We start from the raw sequence: 16,522 nt of genomic DNA, 5'->3' as shown, positions 1-16,522 counted from the left end.
GGGATGGTTTTACCATCCCTTTTTTATGGCTCGAATCGGGTTTAATTCGTCAATTGGAGAAGAGAAGATGGCGACTGGCTCCAACCCTTCTATTGGTGTAGTAAAGGCACCTCTGTGGTTCTATTTTGTCGCACTAATCAGTTTGTTATGGAACATCATGGGCTTATTGGCGTTTGTTATTCAAATGACCATCACCCCCGAAGCCATGGCGCAGATGAGCCCTGACCAAATAAAGCTCTATGAATCGACACCCGCTTGGCTCAACTTTGTGTTTGGTTTTGCGGTGGTTTCTGGCGTTATCGGTTGTCTGTTGTTACTCATTAAAAAGGCCTTCTCTTATAAAGTGTTGCTCGCGTCTCTCGTCGCCGTATTGGTGCAGATGGGCTATGTCTTTGGGATCCAGCAGGCGGCAGCGGTATTAGGCAGCGATGCTCTTGTGATGCCGAGCGTAGTAATCCTATGGGGGCTTTTTTTAGTCTGGTTTAGTCGTTTGGCTGTCACAAAGCATTGGTTAACTTAGGCGTAGCGTCTCCTTGCCGTCTCATACTGATTAAGCCAATGCGTTTGTGTTGAACTTCAGTCACTTCTTAGTAAACTGCTAGCTGGTTTTCTTTACTAGGATGTTGAAATGAGTATTTGGTTTAGACCAGTAACCTTAGAGGATTGTGCCCGTTTAGATGCTGGTATGGGGGGCAAAGGCACCTTGATGCAGACCCTAGGGATTGAGATCAGCGAGATTGGCGATGACTATATGAAGGCGACTATGCCAGCCACGCCCGCCGTACATAATCCCTTAGGCATTGTTCATGGCGGCGCGAACGTAGCATTAGCCGAAACGGTTGCCAGTTATGCGGCAAACTTTGCGGTGGATTTCGAGCAATATTATTGTGTTGGACAAGAGATTAACGCCAACCATTTACGCGCTTCGCGTAATGGTGTGCTAACCGCAACGGCAAAACCTATTCACCTAGGGAAACGCAGTTCGGTGTGGGAAATCTTAATCCATAATAGTGCAGGGGAGTTGACCTGTATTTCACGGATGACGGCGGCAGTCGTTAAACGCTAATCTGGCTCAACCAACCTGTTTCTGTTGTATCAATCGATAAAAAGGATGTGATATGGATAGTGCAATGATGTGGGAATGGGTTGGTTATTTAGCGTCTGTGGTGGTAGCCATCTCTTTGATGATGTCTGACATCAAAAAATTACGTTGGTTGAATTTGTTTGGTGCGATGCTTTTTGTTGCCTATGGGATAGCGATACAAGCTTACCCGGTGGCGGCTGTTAACTTTTTTATTGTGTTAATCGATATCTATTATTTAGTCGTCATCTATCGTGAGCAGGCGGCTTCTGCCAGCGATTAATATTTATGTCTTTGAATCAATGTAAGTATTCTTAGCTTGTTTTAAGTTCGAGTTTTCATTTTTGCCAAGTTGATTCGTTTAACATCGGGCATAATCTTTATTCTGTTGCAGGCTCTTTCATCACATTCGGGGAGTGATCGTTACTCCCCCGAATGCTCTAAATACTCTCTATTAATCTAAAATTCAGATTATTTGAATCTGTATTAATCGTTTTATTCAATTTTAATTTTTCTCTATTCTAATCCCATCGACAAAACGTCGTCCGCCAAGGAGATAAGCCATGGCTACTATTTTCGATTTAATTGAATCTTGGATTAATACCAGAAAAGACTAAGGAGCAAGATATGAGTCAACAGTATTTAACTAGCCAAAGCGGTTCCCCGATTGCTGACGATCAAAACTCGTTATCAGCGGGTGAGCGTGGTCCTTTACTACTGCAAGATTGGCATTTAATTGAAAAGCTTGCACATTTTAACCGTGAGCGTATCCCTGAGCGTGTTGTGCATGCCAAAGGCACAGGTGTATACGGTACTTTCACCCTGACCAAAGACTTAAGCGAATACACCATTGCTGACCATTTTAACGGTGTTGGTAAGCAAACTGAAACCTTCGTGCGATTCTCTACCGTAGGCGGTGAAATGGGCTCTGCCGATGCCGAGCGTGATCCCCGTGGTTTTGGTCTGCGCTTCTATACCGCCAGTGGTAATCACGATATCGTGGGTAACAACACGCCGACTTTCTTCCTGCGAGACGGGATTAAGTTTCCAGACTTTATCCATACCCAAAAGCGTAACCCATTGACGAACCTTAAAGATCCACAAGCTATGTGGGACTTCTGGTCATTAAACCCTGAAGCCATGCACCAAGTGACGATTCTGATGTCTGACCGTGGTATTCCGGCAAACTACCGCCAAATGCATGGTTATGGTTCGCATACTTTCTCGTTTTGGAATGCTAAAGGTGAGCGTTTCTGGGTGAAGTTCCACTTCAAATCGCAGCAAGGCGTGGTGAACTTAACCAACGAGCAAGCGGATAAGTTAAAGGGTATCGACCCTGACTCATCCCAGCGCGATATGGTAGTGGCGATCACCGATGGCAATTTCCCTCGTTGGACGGTGAATGTGCAGATCATGCCTGAGGCCGATGCTAATACTTACCATATCAACCCATTCGATTTAACTAAGGTGTGGCCACATGGCGATTACCCGTTAATTGAAATTGGTGTGTTAGAGCTAAATCGTTTACCGCAAAACTACTTTGCCGAAGTCGAGCAAGTGGCATTAGCACCGAGCAACTTAGTACCAGGTGTAGGCGCATCGCCAGATAAGATGTTACAGGCACGTTTATTCGCCTATGCCGATGCGCAGCGTTATCGTATTGGGGCGAACTACAACCAGTTACCAGTAAACTGCCCACATGCGACTAAAGCCAATCACCACCAACGTGCTGGCGCTATGGCGGGAACGCAATGCCCTTACCACGGTAGCCAAACCGGTGGCGATGCCGCGGCTAACTATGGTCCAAACAGCACAGCTGGAGCTTTAGTTGAACCGGCTAACTTTGCCGAGCCACCACTGCGTTTAGATGGCGAAGCAGCACGTTACAGCCGTTACAATCAGGATGATTACACGCAAGCGGGTAACCTGTATCGCATCTTCAGCGAAGCTGAGAAAGCGCGCTTAGTGGAAACGATTTCAGGCTCACTGCGTCAAGCGAGTTTGGATGTGCAGCAACGTATGCTGGCGCATTTCCATAAGGCCGATGCGGATTACGGTCAACGGATCCAAACTGCACTCGGGTTATAAGCTTAATTAACCGATAAAAAGGCCAGTGTTATCACTGGCCTTTTGGTTTATCTTCATTTTATCAACTAGTTAACCATTAAGGTTGCAACGCCGAGCAGGGCGAATAAAATCGCGCAGCCCCGGTGGATCCACTTCATTGGTAGTTTTTCGGCACTAAAATGCCCTGCAATAACCACTGGGACATTCGCTAGCAACATACCTAAAGTGGTACCTGCAACCACCATGGCTAAGGCATCGTATTTAGCGGCTAACACGACAGTCGCGATCTGAGTCTTGTCGCCCATTTCGGCAATAAAGAACAGAATAAAGGTCGCGATAAAGGGCCCCATCTTATAGAAGCGGCTTTCTTCGGCGTCCACTTTATCGGGGATTAACACCCATAGCGCAATCGCAAAGAAGGAAGCGGCAACCAAGTAGCGTGCTACATCTGGGCTTACCCAGTTAATCGCCCATTGGCCAAGCCAAGCGGCGGCAAAATGGTTAAACAGAGTCGAGAGTAAAATTCCCAAGATAATCGCGGTTTTATTTTTAAATCTTGCAGCGAGCAATAGGGCAAGCAGTTGAGTTTTATCGCCAATCTCGGCGATGGCAACCGTAAAGGTTGAGGCGAGTAACGCTTCCAAGTGTGATCCTTTTAGGGGTGGTTTTTGACATAAGCACAATAGACCGTCCACCCCTAGGTGCGGTTACTGTGCTCAGGTCTTGCAGGACAAATCGATGATTTGCTGTGAACACCATGGCATGCGGCCAAGTATGTTGATGTTCACCCTGAATATCGATGGTTCGAAATCCAGTTAGCTACTCCCCCGAAGCGAGGAGGGCATTATACCCAAGTAAGAGTCTGTTTCAAGGTTAAACTCGTCAAGATGAATAGCATAAAATCTGACAGGTGCCAAAAAATTACCGCTAAACATTCTGTAATTAATTGAATTTAAACGTTTTAATTTTTGACAACGTTGTCTTTTATTGTTAGGTTAACCCTGTCTTAATTTTAAGTTACATATTGTTAACTTGAATTAAGATCCACCGTATTTGGCAAACTAATTGAAAAATTAGGACGCAAAGCCTCCGGTCTAAGGTTGTAAAGGGATGTTGTAACTAAGATAGCGGGGTTGCCTCAGAATTGAGCCGATGCTTTCAATTCTTTGAAAAATAAACGGCTTTGCTTAATGCTGTTTTGCCCAAATACCACTTTTATACCTATGCCAATCTCGTCGAGAAAGGCAACCTACGGAGTACATTAAAGTGGAACATCAAACTGCTTTTTCACCAATGACAAACGCTAAACTCAAATTAAGTCTTATTGCCTTAGCTTTAAGCGCCACGAGTGCGCTCGTCAGCCAAACGGCGTCGGCCCACGGTTATGTAGTATCACCAGAGTCACGCTCGTACGCCTGTAAAACTGGCAGCAATTTAAACTGTGGCGCCATTCAATGGGAGCCGCAAAGTGTTGAAGGTCCATCAGGTTTTCCTGAATCAGGCCCGGCAGACGGTAAAATTGCCAGCGCAGCCAACGGGGCGTTTTCTCCCTTGGATGAACAGAGCCCAACTCGTTGGTCTAAGCGCGATATCAAAGCGGGTTGGAATGACTTTTCTTGGCAGTTTACCGCTAACCATGTGACCCGCAATTGGCGTTACTATTTAACTCGCCAAGGGTGGGATCAAAACCAAGCGTTGAGTCGAGCAAGCTTTGACTTAGCCCCCTTCTGTGTGGTCGACGGTGGCATGGTGCAGCCGCCTAAGTTAGTGACACATAACTGTTATGTGCCTGAAGACAGAAGCGGTTATCACGTGATTTTGGCCGTGTGGGAAGTGGGTGACACCACTAACAGCTTCTACAATGCCATTGATGTGAATTTTAGTTCAGGTCCTGTTGTACCCGGTGAATGGGCCGATATTGGTGATATCAATCCGTCACTCGATCTTAAGGCGGGTGATAAGGTGATGACGCGGGTGTTTGACGCCAACGGTGAGCAAACTGCCAAGCAAACTAAGATAACCATTGCCGATGCCACCCAAGGCGCCAAGCAAAATTGGCCTTTCCTGTTAGCCAGCGCTATTAACGCCCAGCAGCCACAACTTAAGGCTGGTCAGAAGAATGCCTCTGGCGTGATCTCGCCCGTTTACGGTAAAAATGAAATTTATGCCGCGCCAAATTCGGGTCTAGAGCGAGTGGAAGTGAGCTTTGATATTGCGCCTGCGCCGGGCAATCAGCTCAATGTCACGTCACTGGCCGATGACTACACTATTGTCGATGGTGCCGCAAAGGTCAGTTTCGATGTTAACACTAATACCGATATGCAGGTCTCGGCTTACCTGTTTAGCCACGATGGCACGGCAGCAGGGTATGTCACGCAAGCGGTCAATAATACGAGCGCGAGTCTAGTGATTGATGTTGTTGCACCAAAGGCGGGGCATTATCACTTACAGGTGAAGGGCGAGCCTAAGCAAGGTGAGGTTATCCAGCAAAACTTCGATCTGTTCTTAAAAGATCAAGCCACTGCTCCCGATGCCGACTTTGTCTTCCCCGAGGGCATTAAAAACTATGTCGCGGGTACCAAAGTACTGCAACCTAAAACCGGCAAAGTCTACCAATGTAAACCTTGGCCCTATAGCGGTTATTGCGTGCAATGGTCGCCAACGGCAACCGGATTCGAACCGGGTGTCGGCGACTCTTGGGCTATGGCCTGGACTGAGCTGTAACCTGTTAACAGGGAATAAGGGATTGTGAGTCGTGTTACTCCGCGACATTGCGCAATCCCATCATCCCCGTGAGCGAATCGCAAAGCCAAAAGATGAGTCCTGCAATGCCACAGGTGTTGCAGGGTTTATTGTTTTGATAACAGATCCGCCTCGATTTTTTATCTTTTACTCACATTTCCCCTTCGGATAGCCAAAGCAGCGTCATCTTTGTCTATAACTGGCTTGCCCGCTGGGATAGGCTCTGTTAATGTCCCTAGCTATCTTCTATTACGCGCGATGTCGCTGCTTTGCTAAGGCAATCACGGTTGAAATTAATGTCACTTTTCTGCAAACGATTTAGTTAGCCTCAATGGCGACTGGGTTGAAATATTCAAAAGCTATTGGGGCCAATTGATCTGCTCTTTGAGATCGGATTGGATGCTTTAAGTTTAGTGACGCTTTCGTTTGAGATTGCTGTTGGCTTAATCACAGAGTGCGCAAGGCTTTATCCTTCAAATCTACTCAAAAAACCTTAAAAAATAATAATTAATACTTGAACAGGATAATTGTGTGAATTCAAAAATGTTAGGCTCGATAGCCATTGTCGCGGGGACCGCCATTGGCGCGGGAATGTTAGCCTTACCCTTAGCCACGGCCGCTTTAGGCATGGTGCCAGCCATTTTGTTAATGGTGGTGATTTGGGGCTTGTCAGCCTATACCTCATTGTTAATGCTTGAGATTAACCTGCGATCCGGCGTCGGTGATAACGTCCATGCCATCACGGGCAAACTCCTCGGTAAGAAAGGCCAAATGGTGCAAGGCGCCTCCTTTCTCAGCTTACTCTTTGCCTTAACGGCGGCGTATTTGACGGGCGGCTCATCGCTGTTAGTACTTAAAGCCAAAAATATGTTCGACCTCGTATTAGACAACCAACTGGCGGTGGTGCTGTTTACCTTAGTGCTGGGGGGATTTGCTGCCTTAGGTGTGGCTTGGGTCGATAAAGCATCGCGCTTCTTGTTTTCGCTGATGATTTTATTACTGATTGTGGTCGTGCTGTTTTTATTGCCCGAAGTCAGTATCTCGAGTATGGCAACCAGTGCGGTGGCCGAATCCATGACCAGCAGTTGGATGGCGGCGATTCCTGTGGTGTTTACTTCTTTTGGCTTCCACGTGTGTATCGCGACCTTAGTGCGTTATTTAGATGGCGATGCCGTTTCACTGCGTAAGGTATTATTAATCGGTTCAACCATTCCACTCGCTTGTTATATCTTCTGGTTAGTGGTGACCTTAGGTACAGTCGGTGGCACCGAAATCAGTAGCTTTGATGGCTCTTTACCTGCGCTTATCAGTGCATTACAAGAGATTGCCCACACGCCTTGGATCAGCAAATGTATTTCGCTGTTTGCGGATTTAGCCTTAATCACCTCTTTTCTTGGGGTTACTTTAAGCCTGTATGATTTTGTGGCCGAACTGACCCGCGCGAAGAAGACCTTCCTCGGCCGCGCCCAAACCTGGCTGTTAACCTTTGTGCCACCGCTGTTATGCGCGCTCTATGTCCCCGAAGGTTTTGTTGCCGTATTAGGTTTTGCCGCTGTGCCGCTGGTGGTGATGATTATTTTCCTGCCGATTGTGATGGCATTGCGTCAACGCCAAGCCGCGCCGCAGGGATACCAAGTGTCTGGTGGGGCATTTGCTCTCGGTCTTGCGGGTCTGCTAGGCGCGGTGATTATCGGCGCTCAGTTATTTGTCGCGCTGTAAGCTAAGGTCATTTAGCGTACTTAAGTAGGTAAGTAATGATGAATGTATTTGCTTTGTAAGCGAGTTTTTCAAACTCTGTTATTGAGTGCGTGCGATATGCTAAAGTCAGGCCCTGTGCCTGACTTTTTGCTTTTTAGCATTAATCAAAGCGGCATGTTATCCCAATAAATATAAGAAATGGCCTCGCAAGTGCTCGGCTTTCTTCACCTAAAACGGACTTAAGATAATGAAAAAATGGTTACTCTCAGTTGCCGTGGCGGCGAGTTTTGCCTCCCATGCCGATGAAGGCATGTGGCAGCCACACCAATTGCCCGCAATGGCCGACGAACTCAAAGCGAAAGGCTTAGAGATTGATGCGAAATCGATTTCCAAACTGACCGAATTCCCCATGAATGCTGTGATCAGCCTAGGTGGCTGTACGGCATCCTTTGTATCGCCAAAAGGCTTAGTTGTGACAAACCATCACTGTGCCTATGGTTCGATTCAATATAACTCGACTGCAGAGAAAAACCTGTTACAGGACGGTTTCTTAGCTAAGACCTTTGCCGATGAATTACCTGCGGCGCCTGGTTCTCGCGTTTATGTCACCGAAGAGGTGACTAATGTGACTGAGCGCGTTAACGCTGGGCTTGAAAACAAAACGGGCCGTGAGTTTTATCAAGGTGTTGAGAATCAAGAAAAAGCACTCGTTGCCGAGTGTGAAAAGGACGAAGGCTACCGCTGCCAAGTGTATAGTTTCCACGGTGGCTTAGAATACTATCTGGTAAAACAGTTAGAAATCCGCGACGTACGTTTGGTCTATAACCCTGCGGGCAGCGTCGGTAAATACGGCGGCGATGTGGATAACTGGATGTGGCCGCGCCACACGGGCGACTTTTCCTTCTACCGCGCCTATGTGTCTAAAACCGGTAAACCAGCCGAATTTAGCGCCGACAACGTGCCGTACGAGCCTAAGAGCTTCTTAAAAGTCTCGGCCAAAGGCGTGAGCGAAGGGGATTTTGTGATGGTAGCGGGTTACCCCGGCCGTACCAACAGATACCGCACCGCGAACGAAGTGCAAAATCAGTTCGAATGGGCTTACCCAGAAGGCAAGATGCTTCGCGAACGTTTTATTGAAATCATCAAAGAAACGGCGCCAGAAGGCAGCGACGAGCGCATTAAGTACGAGAGCCAAATCGCAGGCTTAGCGAACTACGCTAAAAACTTCACCTCGATGATTGAGTTTTATGGCAAATCCACCATGTTAGCCGACCGCAAGGCCCGTGAAGCCGAGCTCGCCGCATGGATTGCTAAAGACAGCAGCCGCGAAGCCAAATACGGTAAAACCTTAAGTGAATTAGACGCGCTGATCGCCAAGAGCAAAGCCCATCAAGAACGGGATATGATTTTAAGCTACATTGGCAACACTACTATGGTGCCAACGGCGACCAATCTGTACCGTTTAGCCCATGAGAAGCAATTGCCTGATATGCAACGTGAACCCGGCTTCCAAGACCGCGATATGACACGTTTCAAGGCAAGCATGGAACGTATCGACCGCCGTTATGCGCCAAGTGTCGATAAGGCTGTTCTCTTGGATATGCTTAAACGTTATGCCGCGTTACCTGAGGCACAGCGCTTACCTGCAATGGATAAAGCCTTTGGTATCGATAAAAAGGTTAACGAAGCTAAACTTGCGAAAACCTTAGACAAAATGTACGCCAAAACCGAGCTGGGCAACAAAGATGTGCGTTTAGCTTGGATGGAAAAATCCGTTGATGATTTCAAAGCCTCTAAGGATCCTTTTATTCAATTCGCCGTGGCCATGTATGACACCAACATGAGCGAAGAGAAGAAAGAGAAAGAGTTAGATGGCGAGTTGATGAAAGTGCGTCCGCAGTATATGGATGCCATCATCGCCTATAACCGTGAACAAGGTAAGCCAGTGTACGCAGATGCGAACTCTAGCCTGCGCGTGACCGTTGGCCATGTTAAAGGTTATGAACCTAAAGATGGTTTAGTGGCTAAGCCCTTTACTCGCCTCGAAGGCATAGTGGAAAAAGACACTGGCGTTGACCCATTCGATGCGCCGAAAAAGCAGTTAGAGCTTATCAAGCAGAAGCAATACGGTGATTTCTATGTGAAAGCCATCGATTCTGTGCCGGTAAACTTCCTGTCGACCTTAGACACAACTGGAGGTAACTCAGGCTCTCCAACCCTAAATGGCCGCGCCGAATTAGTGGGTTTACTGTTCGATGGCGTGTATGAAAGCATCATCGGTGACTGGGCGTACGACGACAATATCAACCGCTCAATCCAAGTCGATAGCCGTTATATGCTGTGGGTGATGAAGTATTTAGATAATGCCGACAACCTGTTAGCCGAGATGGAAATCGTTAAGTAAGCCACCGCCGCATCAGCAATGGTGCGGCCTATAATGGCTGGATTATCAGCATTTAAGTGTGATGTAGCGTTTAAAAAGACTGCAATAGCAACACATCAAAATAGCGATAAACTCAGTGAGTTTATCGCTATTTTTTGTGCAATGACTACTGATAGCTGTTGAGATAGCTGTATTGGCTGTTGAGATAGCTGTATTGATCGGTACGCCATGGCATTGACTCGTCGACACGCAGCAAGTCCATCCGTGGATGCTCTACCGCCTCGTCCTTGAGGCGGACGGTCGTCTCGCTAATTACCATGGCTCACCTTGTGAGCATTAGTGTTGACTGTTGAGTTAAAGCTCACTAAGTATTTAACAATGGATGGCTCGATTTATTATTCGCCAGAACAAATTCTCAATCGCTATTTGCATAATAAAGTGTCAACAATCAGCACCGGGCTTGATCAACATTTGGGTTAAGGTCGCAGCTACGCTCCGCCTATCCTTATTTGTTAGTTTTGAAGTTTAATTCAAAACGCTTATCACTAACTTCAGCTTGAAACACTTTAATATGACAGAGCTCTTTGTTTTTACTAATACGCTCAACAATATACTTTTTTTCTACCTGATCAACTTTGCAACCAAAATACACTGACTTTATAGCTTTAGGCTCTAGACGGTAGAGAAAAATAGTTCGTGGATCTTCCGATATTCTTCGAAGGTATTCGTTAATCACGTTGTCCACAAATGCGAGAACTAAATCTTCTCTGTCAATATGTTCATCGTCGTAGAGGATCAATCTGTATGCCTCTTGGAGTAAAGGCTCTTTTAGATTAATCATATACATACCATTACCAATAAATTCTTGCTCAAGAACTTCTGGTGACTCTACGTAAAACTCAATATCAGGTAAATGAGTTTCATGAACAATTATTCTGTCAGCAGTAACCAACGGCAAAATTATTCTATGCTCCTTTTCATATATCCATTCGTCACTTTTGACGAGAAAGTGCTCCAGAATGTTTTCAAAATTAGTCAAACTCGGTCTATGTGAGTTGTAACGCACCCGCTGTAACTTACCTGCTTTTATCGCTAACCTTTTATTGGTCTCTTCATGATCAAGCACATCAGCATCTAAATTAGGATCAAACGTTGTAACAGGAAATGGAGTATAACTTTCGAAAAGCTCATGACTTGTATCAAACTCAATAACGATACCTCTGTGTTGATCTGCGTAATGTGACCACATCAGAAGATTGTTGTTGGTTTCAGATAATGAAACAACTGCGAAGTCAAAGTATGAGTTCTCTGCAAGTATTTTTTGTGCATTACCGCTACTTGGACGTAATTCAAATGGGTCGTTTAGTGCATATTTTTGACTACCACGAATCAGAAAGTTAACAAAAAACTCTTTTCGTAAAGGCATGTATTTATATATTTTATCTAACATTTTCTGCTCTAATCATGATTTAAAAATTCGACACATACGAAGGTAAATCAAGCCACCCATTATAAATCAACAACATAATGCACTTTCGATTTGCCCACAATACGGTCTGGGTAAAATGATTTGAATATGAGGCGTCAAAAGTAGGATTACGACATCAGAACCAACAATGGCATGAGTGACTGATTTAAAAGGATCGTTCAAATCTTATCTGAGTACCGTAAGGATGTGGCATATAAACATCCTTGTGCAATGTTGAATCAAGTATAGATTGAGGTTATTACCACGCTATTAAAAGCTGGGTATCTCAGTATTTTCGTATTTCCTTTTCAATAAAAAGTATTACTTTTATGTCGTTTAATACCTAGGTAAAAAATTTTATCGTATTATCCCGTCACTATTTTTTATCTAGTTAGTTGGTTTGCGAGGGCTAACTTTCCCTACAGAAAAGGATTTTTTATGGGACATAAGACGTTACTGAGTGCTGTATTTTTGACTGCGACCTGCGGTGTCGCTACTTTTTCGGTGAATGCTGAATCGCTGTTTACTCCCTTCCCTGACGCCAAATCGCTTGAAGAAAAGCGCATCCACTATACACCCTTTGAGCTTATCACCGCAGTGAATGGTGACAAGTTCACTCTGTTGCCTGTATCAGGGAAATTGACTCGACAAAGCGTTGAGTTACCAGAGGGGTATAGTCCCGAGCATGTGATCAATAACTATTTGGCACAGCTTAAAAAACTGAATGCTGAAGTGTTATTTAGCTGTCAGGCCGCCACCTGCGGTGATGGTCAAACCATGCAAACTCAGCTAAAGCCACTTAAAAGTGTGAATGCCGACTATCACAGTGCTTACGTGGCGGCAAAACTGAAAGGTACTCGCGGTGAGGTTTACACCAGTATCTATGTCGTCAATCGGGAGGATAGATACACCTACCTGCAGGTCGATATCCTCGACGCTATCCCTGAGCCGCTGGATTTGATCCAAGCGAATGGTGACTTCTTACAGCAGGCGCCGAAGGACGTTGAGATTAAAGATAGGCGCAGTGATGATGCTCAAGGCGCGACCGACCATCCTTTATTGGGGCGCATGCCCGGCAGTTATATTACCAGTTACAAACAAACTAACTTTACTCAAGTGCCTGTATTGGTGGGGATCTCAGGCGCAGATTATCAAACCAAACCGCTGGACGCCAAGCTTACCCAAATAACTTATCAGATGCCTGAAAGCTACTCGTTGTTTGAAATCAACAGCAATTATGCCGCAGCAGCACAAAAGCTGCAGGCTGAACGGGTATTCCACTGTAAAGGTACGGCCTGCGGCGAGGATGATAGCCTGATCAATGCCATCAAATTAATCAAGGATGATAAAGAAGACGAATGGCAGGAGTATCAGCTGTTTAAGCTGAGTCACGCCAAGGGCGATGTTTACTTCGATATCTATTCCCAAGGATATTTCGATGGCACACCTGCCGATACTACGCTTAGGGTAATGGAACTCTCTACTCTGAAGGATGATCGTGTGGCGATCGACCTCGATGCCTTGACCGATGCGATTAGCCAAACAGGTAAGGCGACGTTAGAAGGATTGTTGTTTGATTATGACAGTGAGCGTATGTTACCTGAGTCTAAGCCAGTACTCGAGGTCCTCGCGAGCTATCTTAAGCAGAACCCCACGCTGAGTTTCTATGTGGTCGGACATACTGATGACAAGGGCGAGCGGAGTTACAATCAAAGCTTGTCGGAGCGCCGCGCCGCAGCTGTGATTAAGCAGTTGAGTGACGGGTTTAAAATTCCGTCGGCCCAATTAACTGCCCACGGTAACGGGGAATACAGCCCTGTGGCCAGCAACACAAATGATGCAGGACAAAAATTGAATCGCAGAGTGGAGTTAGTGCTTCGTTCCGATAAAAAGTAGCTCAAGGTCATCAGCTTGAAAGGCTACTTTAGCTTCATCAACAACGCCTGAGCCATCTCAGGCGTTTTTACTGGCATTGGCGTTCATTGGCAGATATTGTTCGCGCAGGCATTTGTCTTCCACTAAATCGTCACAGCGGCTTTAAGCGCTGTAATTTCCTCTGGGCTGAGTGGTCGCATTTCGCCTTCGGCTAAGGATCCTAGGGTTAATGTCATTAACGCGACGCGTTGCAAGTCAATCACCTTATAGCCTAAGGCGTTGGACATGCGCCGAATTTGGCGATTCAACCCTTGGGTCAGCACAATTTCAAAACGGTCTGCACTTAACCGTGTGATTTGGCAGGGGAGTGTGCGTACTTCTTTGTATTGCACGCCGCTGGCCATTTGCTCGATAAAGGCATCGTTGAAGGGCTTATCGAGTTGTACGTGATAGGTTTTACTGTGGGCAAAACTGGGGTGCATCAGTTTATGGGTGAGTTCGCCATCGTTAGTCAGCAGTAATAAACCGCGGGAATCCTTGTCTAATCTGCCCACAGGGTAGAGTCTTGGTGTGGTTGGTAGTAAATGCAGCAAACTGGATTTATCGGCGTCTAACAAACGGCAATCTGTGCCTACAGCTTTATTGAAGATCCAATAAGTAAGCGCTTCGGTGCCCGATATAGGCTTTTCATCTAAGCAGAGGCTATCAAGACAGTGACCGTCAGCATCGAAATGCACGGCATCGGTATGCTTGGCTATCTTGCCATTGAGGCTGATGCGTCCGGCCTCAATCAAGCGGCAGGCCTCACGGCGTGAACTAATGCCGCATTGGGCAAGGTATTTGGCAAGACGCATAAATGACTAAGCTAAAACGGGTGATGGACTTGGGCGCGATGATACAGGATTTTGGATAAACGACGCATGGCAAATGCGAGGCTTAAGCACCAAATAATATTAAGGTTTGTTTGCAGCCACATATTGGCGGCAACAAAACAGAAGTGATTGCCCGTATCGCAGGGCGGGAAGTCCAGTTGGCTCCAATCCAGTTGTAAGCTCAGGCTAATGGCACTGATAAAGCTTAATAAGCTCAAGTAAAACAAAGGTCTTGGACAGATAAGTTTAGGCACGATTCCTGCGATAATCACCAAGGCATGCAGGGTTAGCGTACTTAACAGATAACTCGTCGAAACCAGCCTGTGCATGGTCAAAAAGTTAATCGGGAAAATCCCCATCAAAATCACCGAGGTGCCAACCCAGGCGCCAGTGAGCGTAATATATTGGCTAAAGGTGTCGAGTTTAAGTAAGTAGAGCCCAGCCATAGAGACCAACATACAAATCCCCGCGGCGAGTAAGCCGAGGTTAAACACATACGCGAGGGGCGAGTTGATATAGTCACCGAGAAAATCGGCACGCATAAACAGGGCGGGAGTGCATACAACTTGATATTCGGCGTAAAGCGCTATGATAACCCCGGTGGCACTCAGCAGCGCAGCGCCCACAATCAACCAAGTGATTAGGCGATGTAAGTCGTAAAAACTGGGCTCATGCTGCAGATTCATTGTGATTTTGAGTTCAATGTATAGGGCGAAATATGGCGAACAATCGCGTGTAACTTGCCTGAATCCTCGAATGAAGGCAAGTCTAGGCGAGATTCATATGATTACCCAGATAAAAACAAAGGGAGCGAATGGCTCCCTTGGTGTTATCGATAATCGAATTAGGTTAGTGGCGCTTGCGGAAAATCACAATTGCAATGGCGACAGCCGCTAGGATCATGCAGTACCAAGCGTGGGATACGGCCGCCAGCGGTGTGATGCTAAAGGTTGAAGCGATCAGCAGTGCTTGGGCGCCATAGGGGATTAACCCTTGGATAATACAGGCAAAGATATCGAGTACACTGGCTGCACGCTTAGGGCTAACACCATGTTTTTCTGCCAGATCTTTAGCAATATCACCCGTCACAACGATAGACACTGTGTTATTGGCAACACAGCTGTTGGTGACGGCTACAATCCCTGCCATGCCTAATTCAGCCGCGCGGCATGAGGCTTCACCTTGAGCTTTTGAGAAACGGGTGATGAGCTTTTCAATCTGTTTGCTTACAAAGGCTAAACCCCCTTGTTGCTGCATCAGCGCGGCTAAACCACCGACTAACATCGACAGGATGAAGATTTCCTGCATATTGCTAAAGCCCGCGTAGATATCCTTACCAAATTGGATAACGCCATAGTCCATGGTCAGGAATCCCGCAGCGCCCGCCAGCAGAATGCCTAAGGTCAAGACGACGAACACGTTTAACCCTGCGACCGCTAATACTAGAATCGTCAAGTAAGGAATCACCTTGATAAAGTCGATATCCTGAGCGGCTAGATCGGCTTGGCCTTGGCCTGCAATCACAAAGGCGACAAAGGTGAGCAGTGAAGCCGGGATTGCAAAAATCAGGTTCTCGCGGAATTTATCTTTCATATCACAGCCTTGAGTACGAGTGGCTGCAATAGTGGTATCCGAAATAATCGAGAGGTTATCGCCAAACAGTGCGCCAGACATCACGGCGCCCGCCATCAGGGCATAATCAATTTGTGCCTGATCGGCAACGCCTAAGGCGATAGGTGCCACGGCGGCAATTGTGCCCATTGAGGTGCCCATTGCGGTGGCAATAAAGGCGGCAATCACAAAAAAGCCGGGCAGTAATAGGTTTGAAGGAATAAGGGATAAACCTAAGGCAACGGTCGCATCGACACCACCGGTGGCTTTCGCGACCGCAGCAAAACCGCCAGCCAGCAAGTAAATCAAACACATAGCAATAATATTGCTGTGGCCAATGCCGCCGATAAAGGTATCAATCGCTTGATTGAGTTTTTGTTTTGATAATACCAAGGCCAGAATAATGGCTGGCAGAATGGCAATCACACTCGGTAATTGATAGAAGGCAAAGTCCACACCTTGGCTTTGGAAATAGACGCCTGCGCCAATAAACAGACTTAAAAAAACAAATAAGGGTAACAGGGCAATAAAGGATGCCGGGCTACTTGGTGCAGTGGTTTGGGCTGATTGACTCAATGTAATGTCTCTTTTACTCGGCGGGTTGTCCGCGTGATCCTTGGCAGTCGAACTCGCTTAAAATCTATGCCGCTTTGGCATCATATCCTAGCAACTTGGTGCCAAGCATATTGGATTGCCAATTTACTGTCAATCTAGACGTCTAGATG

The 16,522-nt window shown here is 46.4% G+C and carries 14 protein-coding genes and 1 riboswitch; of the genes, 8 read left to right on the top strand and 6 right to left on the bottom strand.

Annotated elements, in window-relative coordinates:
* Window positions 1-67: 67 nt before the first annotated feature.
* The 4 genes from SHD_RS17720 (at window position 68) to katB (ending at window position 3,169) form a co-directional block, all read left to right on the top strand.
* Window positions 68-520 carry a hypothetical protein gene (locus SHD_RS17720; protein ID WP_039978636.1) on the top strand — a complete coding sequence of 151 codons (453 nt, stop codon included), beginning with the start codon at window positions 68-70 and terminating at the stop codon, window positions 518-520.
* Window positions 521-628: 108 nt separating this feature from the next.
* On the top strand, window positions 629-1,066 hold the full coding sequence (locus SHD_RS17715) for a PaaI family thioesterase (RefSeq protein WP_011623775.1): 438 nt from the start codon (window positions 629-631) through the stop codon (window positions 1,064-1,066).
* 52 nt (window positions 1,067-1,118) lie between these two features.
* On the top strand, window positions 1,119-1,364 hold the full coding sequence (locus SHD_RS17710; RefSeq protein ID WP_023268386.1) for a YgjV family protein: 246 nt from the start codon (window positions 1,119-1,121) through the stop codon (window positions 1,362-1,364).
* Between the two features lie 344 nt (window positions 1,365-1,708).
* Complete coding sequence (gene katB, locus SHD_RS17705; RefSeq protein ID WP_023268385.1) at window positions 1,709-3,169, top strand: catalase KatB; 1,461 nt, start codon at window positions 1,709-1,711, stop codon at window positions 3,167-3,169.
* 65 nt (window positions 3,170-3,234) lie between these two features.
* On the opposite strand, the gene SHD_RS17700 is transcribed toward katB, so the two are convergent.
* Complete coding sequence (locus SHD_RS17700; protein ID WP_023268384.1) at window positions 3,235-3,792, bottom strand: TMEM165/GDT1 family protein; 558 nt, start codon at window positions 3,790-3,792, stop codon at window positions 3,235-3,237.
* Between the two features lie 401 nt (window positions 3,793-4,193).
* A riboswitch (cyclic di-GMP riboswitch) is annotated at window positions 4,194-4,289 on the top strand.
* Between the two features lie 152 nt (window positions 4,290-4,441).
* On the opposite strand from SHD_RS17700, the gene gbpA reads away from it, so the two are divergent.
* The 3 genes from gbpA to SHD_RS17685 all read left to right on the top strand — a co-directional run bounded on the left by gbpA (window position 4,442) and on the right by SHD_RS17685 (window position 9,992).
* Window positions 4,442-5,872, top strand: a complete 1,431-nt coding sequence (gbpA, locus tag SHD_RS17695; RefSeq protein WP_412085516.1) for an N-acetylglucosamine-binding protein GbpA — start codon at window positions 4,442-4,444, stop codon at window positions 5,870-5,872.
* Between the two features lie 561 nt (window positions 5,873-6,433).
* Window positions 6,434-7,609 (top strand): aromatic amino acid transport family protein, encoded by a 1,176-nt coding sequence (locus tag SHD_RS17690; RefSeq protein ID WP_023268382.1) that lies wholly within the window; start codon window positions 6,434-6,436, stop codon window positions 7,607-7,609.
* A gap of 226 nt (window positions 7,610-7,835) precedes the next feature.
* Complete coding sequence (locus SHD_RS17685; RefSeq protein WP_023268381.1) at window positions 7,836-9,992, top strand: S46 family peptidase; 2,157 nt, start codon at window positions 7,836-7,838, stop codon at window positions 9,990-9,992.
* 145 nt (window positions 9,993-10,137) lie between these two features.
* Here the strand turns inward: SHD_RS17685 and SHD_RS22075 are convergent, their stop codons facing one another.
* Both SHD_RS22075 and SHD_RS17680 read right to left on the bottom strand, forming a co-directional pair.
* A complete protein-coding gene (locus tag SHD_RS22075) occupies window positions 10,138-10,290 on the bottom strand; it encodes a hypothetical protein (protein ID WP_023268380.1) in 153 nt (50 codons plus the stop codon).
* Window positions 10,291-10,476: 186 nt separating this feature from the next.
* Window positions 10,477-11,421 (bottom strand): DUF2971 domain-containing protein, encoded by a 945-nt coding sequence (locus SHD_RS17680; protein ID WP_023268379.1) that lies wholly within the window; start codon window positions 11,419-11,421, stop codon window positions 10,477-10,479.
* 456 nt (window positions 11,422-11,877) lie between these two features.
* On the opposite strand from SHD_RS17680, the gene SHD_RS17675 reads away from it, so the two are divergent.
* Window positions 11,878-13,335, top strand: coding sequence for an OmpA family protein (locus SHD_RS17675; protein ID WP_023268378.1), 1,458 nt, complete (start codon window positions 11,878-11,880; stop codon window positions 13,333-13,335).
* A gap of 122 nt (window positions 13,336-13,457) precedes the next feature.
* Here the strand turns inward: SHD_RS17675 and SHD_RS17670 are convergent, their stop codons facing one another.
* The 3 genes from SHD_RS17670 to SHD_RS17660 form a co-directional block, all read right to left on the bottom strand.
* Window positions 13,458-14,168 carry a 23S rRNA pseudouridine(2604) synthase RluF gene (locus tag SHD_RS17670; protein WP_023268377.1) on the bottom strand — a complete coding sequence of 237 codons (711 nt, stop codon included), beginning with the start codon at window positions 14,166-14,168 and terminating at the stop codon, window positions 13,458-13,460.
* Between the two features lie 11 nt (window positions 14,169-14,179).
* On the bottom strand, window positions 14,180-14,872 hold the full coding sequence (locus SHD_RS17665) for a hypothetical protein (protein ID WP_023268376.1): 693 nt from the start codon (window positions 14,870-14,872) through the stop codon (window positions 14,180-14,182).
* Window positions 14,873-15,035: 163 nt separating this feature from the next.
* Complete coding sequence (locus tag SHD_RS17660; RefSeq protein ID WP_011716049.1) at window positions 15,036-16,373, bottom strand: Na+/H+ antiporter NhaC family protein; 1,338 nt, start codon at window positions 16,371-16,373, stop codon at window positions 15,036-15,038.
* Window positions 16,374-16,522 lie beyond the last annotated feature (149 nt).

This window comes from Shewanella decolorationis S12 (assembly GCF_000485795.1).
GTDB classification, from domain to species: Bacteria; Pseudomonadota; Gammaproteobacteria; order Enterobacterales; family Shewanellaceae; genus Shewanella; species Shewanella decolorationis.
The sequence above is the reverse complement of the archived record's forward strand: the minus strand, read 5'-3'. Positions and strand labels throughout refer to the sequence as shown.

Excerpts from the sequence above, each read along its gene's own strand:
- SHD_RS17690 (WP_023268382.1), top strand. The coding sequence starts at position 6,434 with ATGTTAGGCTCGATAGCCATTGTCGCGGGGACCGCCATTGGCGCGGGA.
- SHD_RS22075 (WP_023268380.1), bottom strand. The coding sequence starts at position 10,290 with ATGGTAATTAGCGAGACGACCGTCCGCCTCAAGGACGAGGCGGTAGAG.
- SHD_RS17665 (WP_023268376.1), bottom strand. The coding sequence starts at position 14,872 with ATGAATCTGCAGCATGAGCCCAGTTTTTACGACTTACATCGCCTAATC.
- SHD_RS17670 (WP_023268377.1), bottom strand. The coding sequence starts at position 14,168 with ATGCGTCTTGCCAAATACCTTGCCCAATGCGGCATTAGTTCACGCCGT.
- SHD_RS17675 (WP_023268378.1), top strand. The coding sequence starts at position 11,878 with ATGGGACATAAGACGTTACTGAGTGCTGTATTTTTGACTGCGACCTGC.
- SHD_RS17710 (WP_023268386.1), top strand. The coding sequence starts at position 1,119 with ATGGATAGTGCAATGATGTGGGAATGGGTTGGTTATTTAGCGTCTGTG.
- SHD_RS17680 (WP_023268379.1), bottom strand. The coding sequence starts at position 11,421 with ATGTTAGATAAAATATATAAATACATGCCTTTACGAAAAGAGTTTTTT.
- SHD_RS17715 (WP_011623775.1), top strand. The coding sequence starts at position 629 with ATGAGTATTTGGTTTAGACCAGTAACCTTAGAGGATTGTGCCCGTTTA.
- SHD_RS17720 (WP_039978636.1), top strand. The coding sequence starts at position 68 with ATGGCGACTGGCTCCAACCCTTCTATTGGTGTAGTAAAGGCACCTCTG.
- katB (WP_023268385.1), top strand. The coding sequence starts at position 1,709 with ATGAGTCAACAGTATTTAACTAGCCAAAGCGGTTCCCCGATTGCTGAC.
- SHD_RS17685 (WP_023268381.1), top strand. The coding sequence starts at position 7,836 with ATGAAAAAATGGTTACTCTCAGTTGCCGTGGCGGCGAGTTTTGCCTCC.
- gbpA (WP_412085516.1), top strand. The coding sequence starts at position 4,442 with ATGACAAACGCTAAACTCAAATTAAGTCTTATTGCCTTAGCTTTAAGC.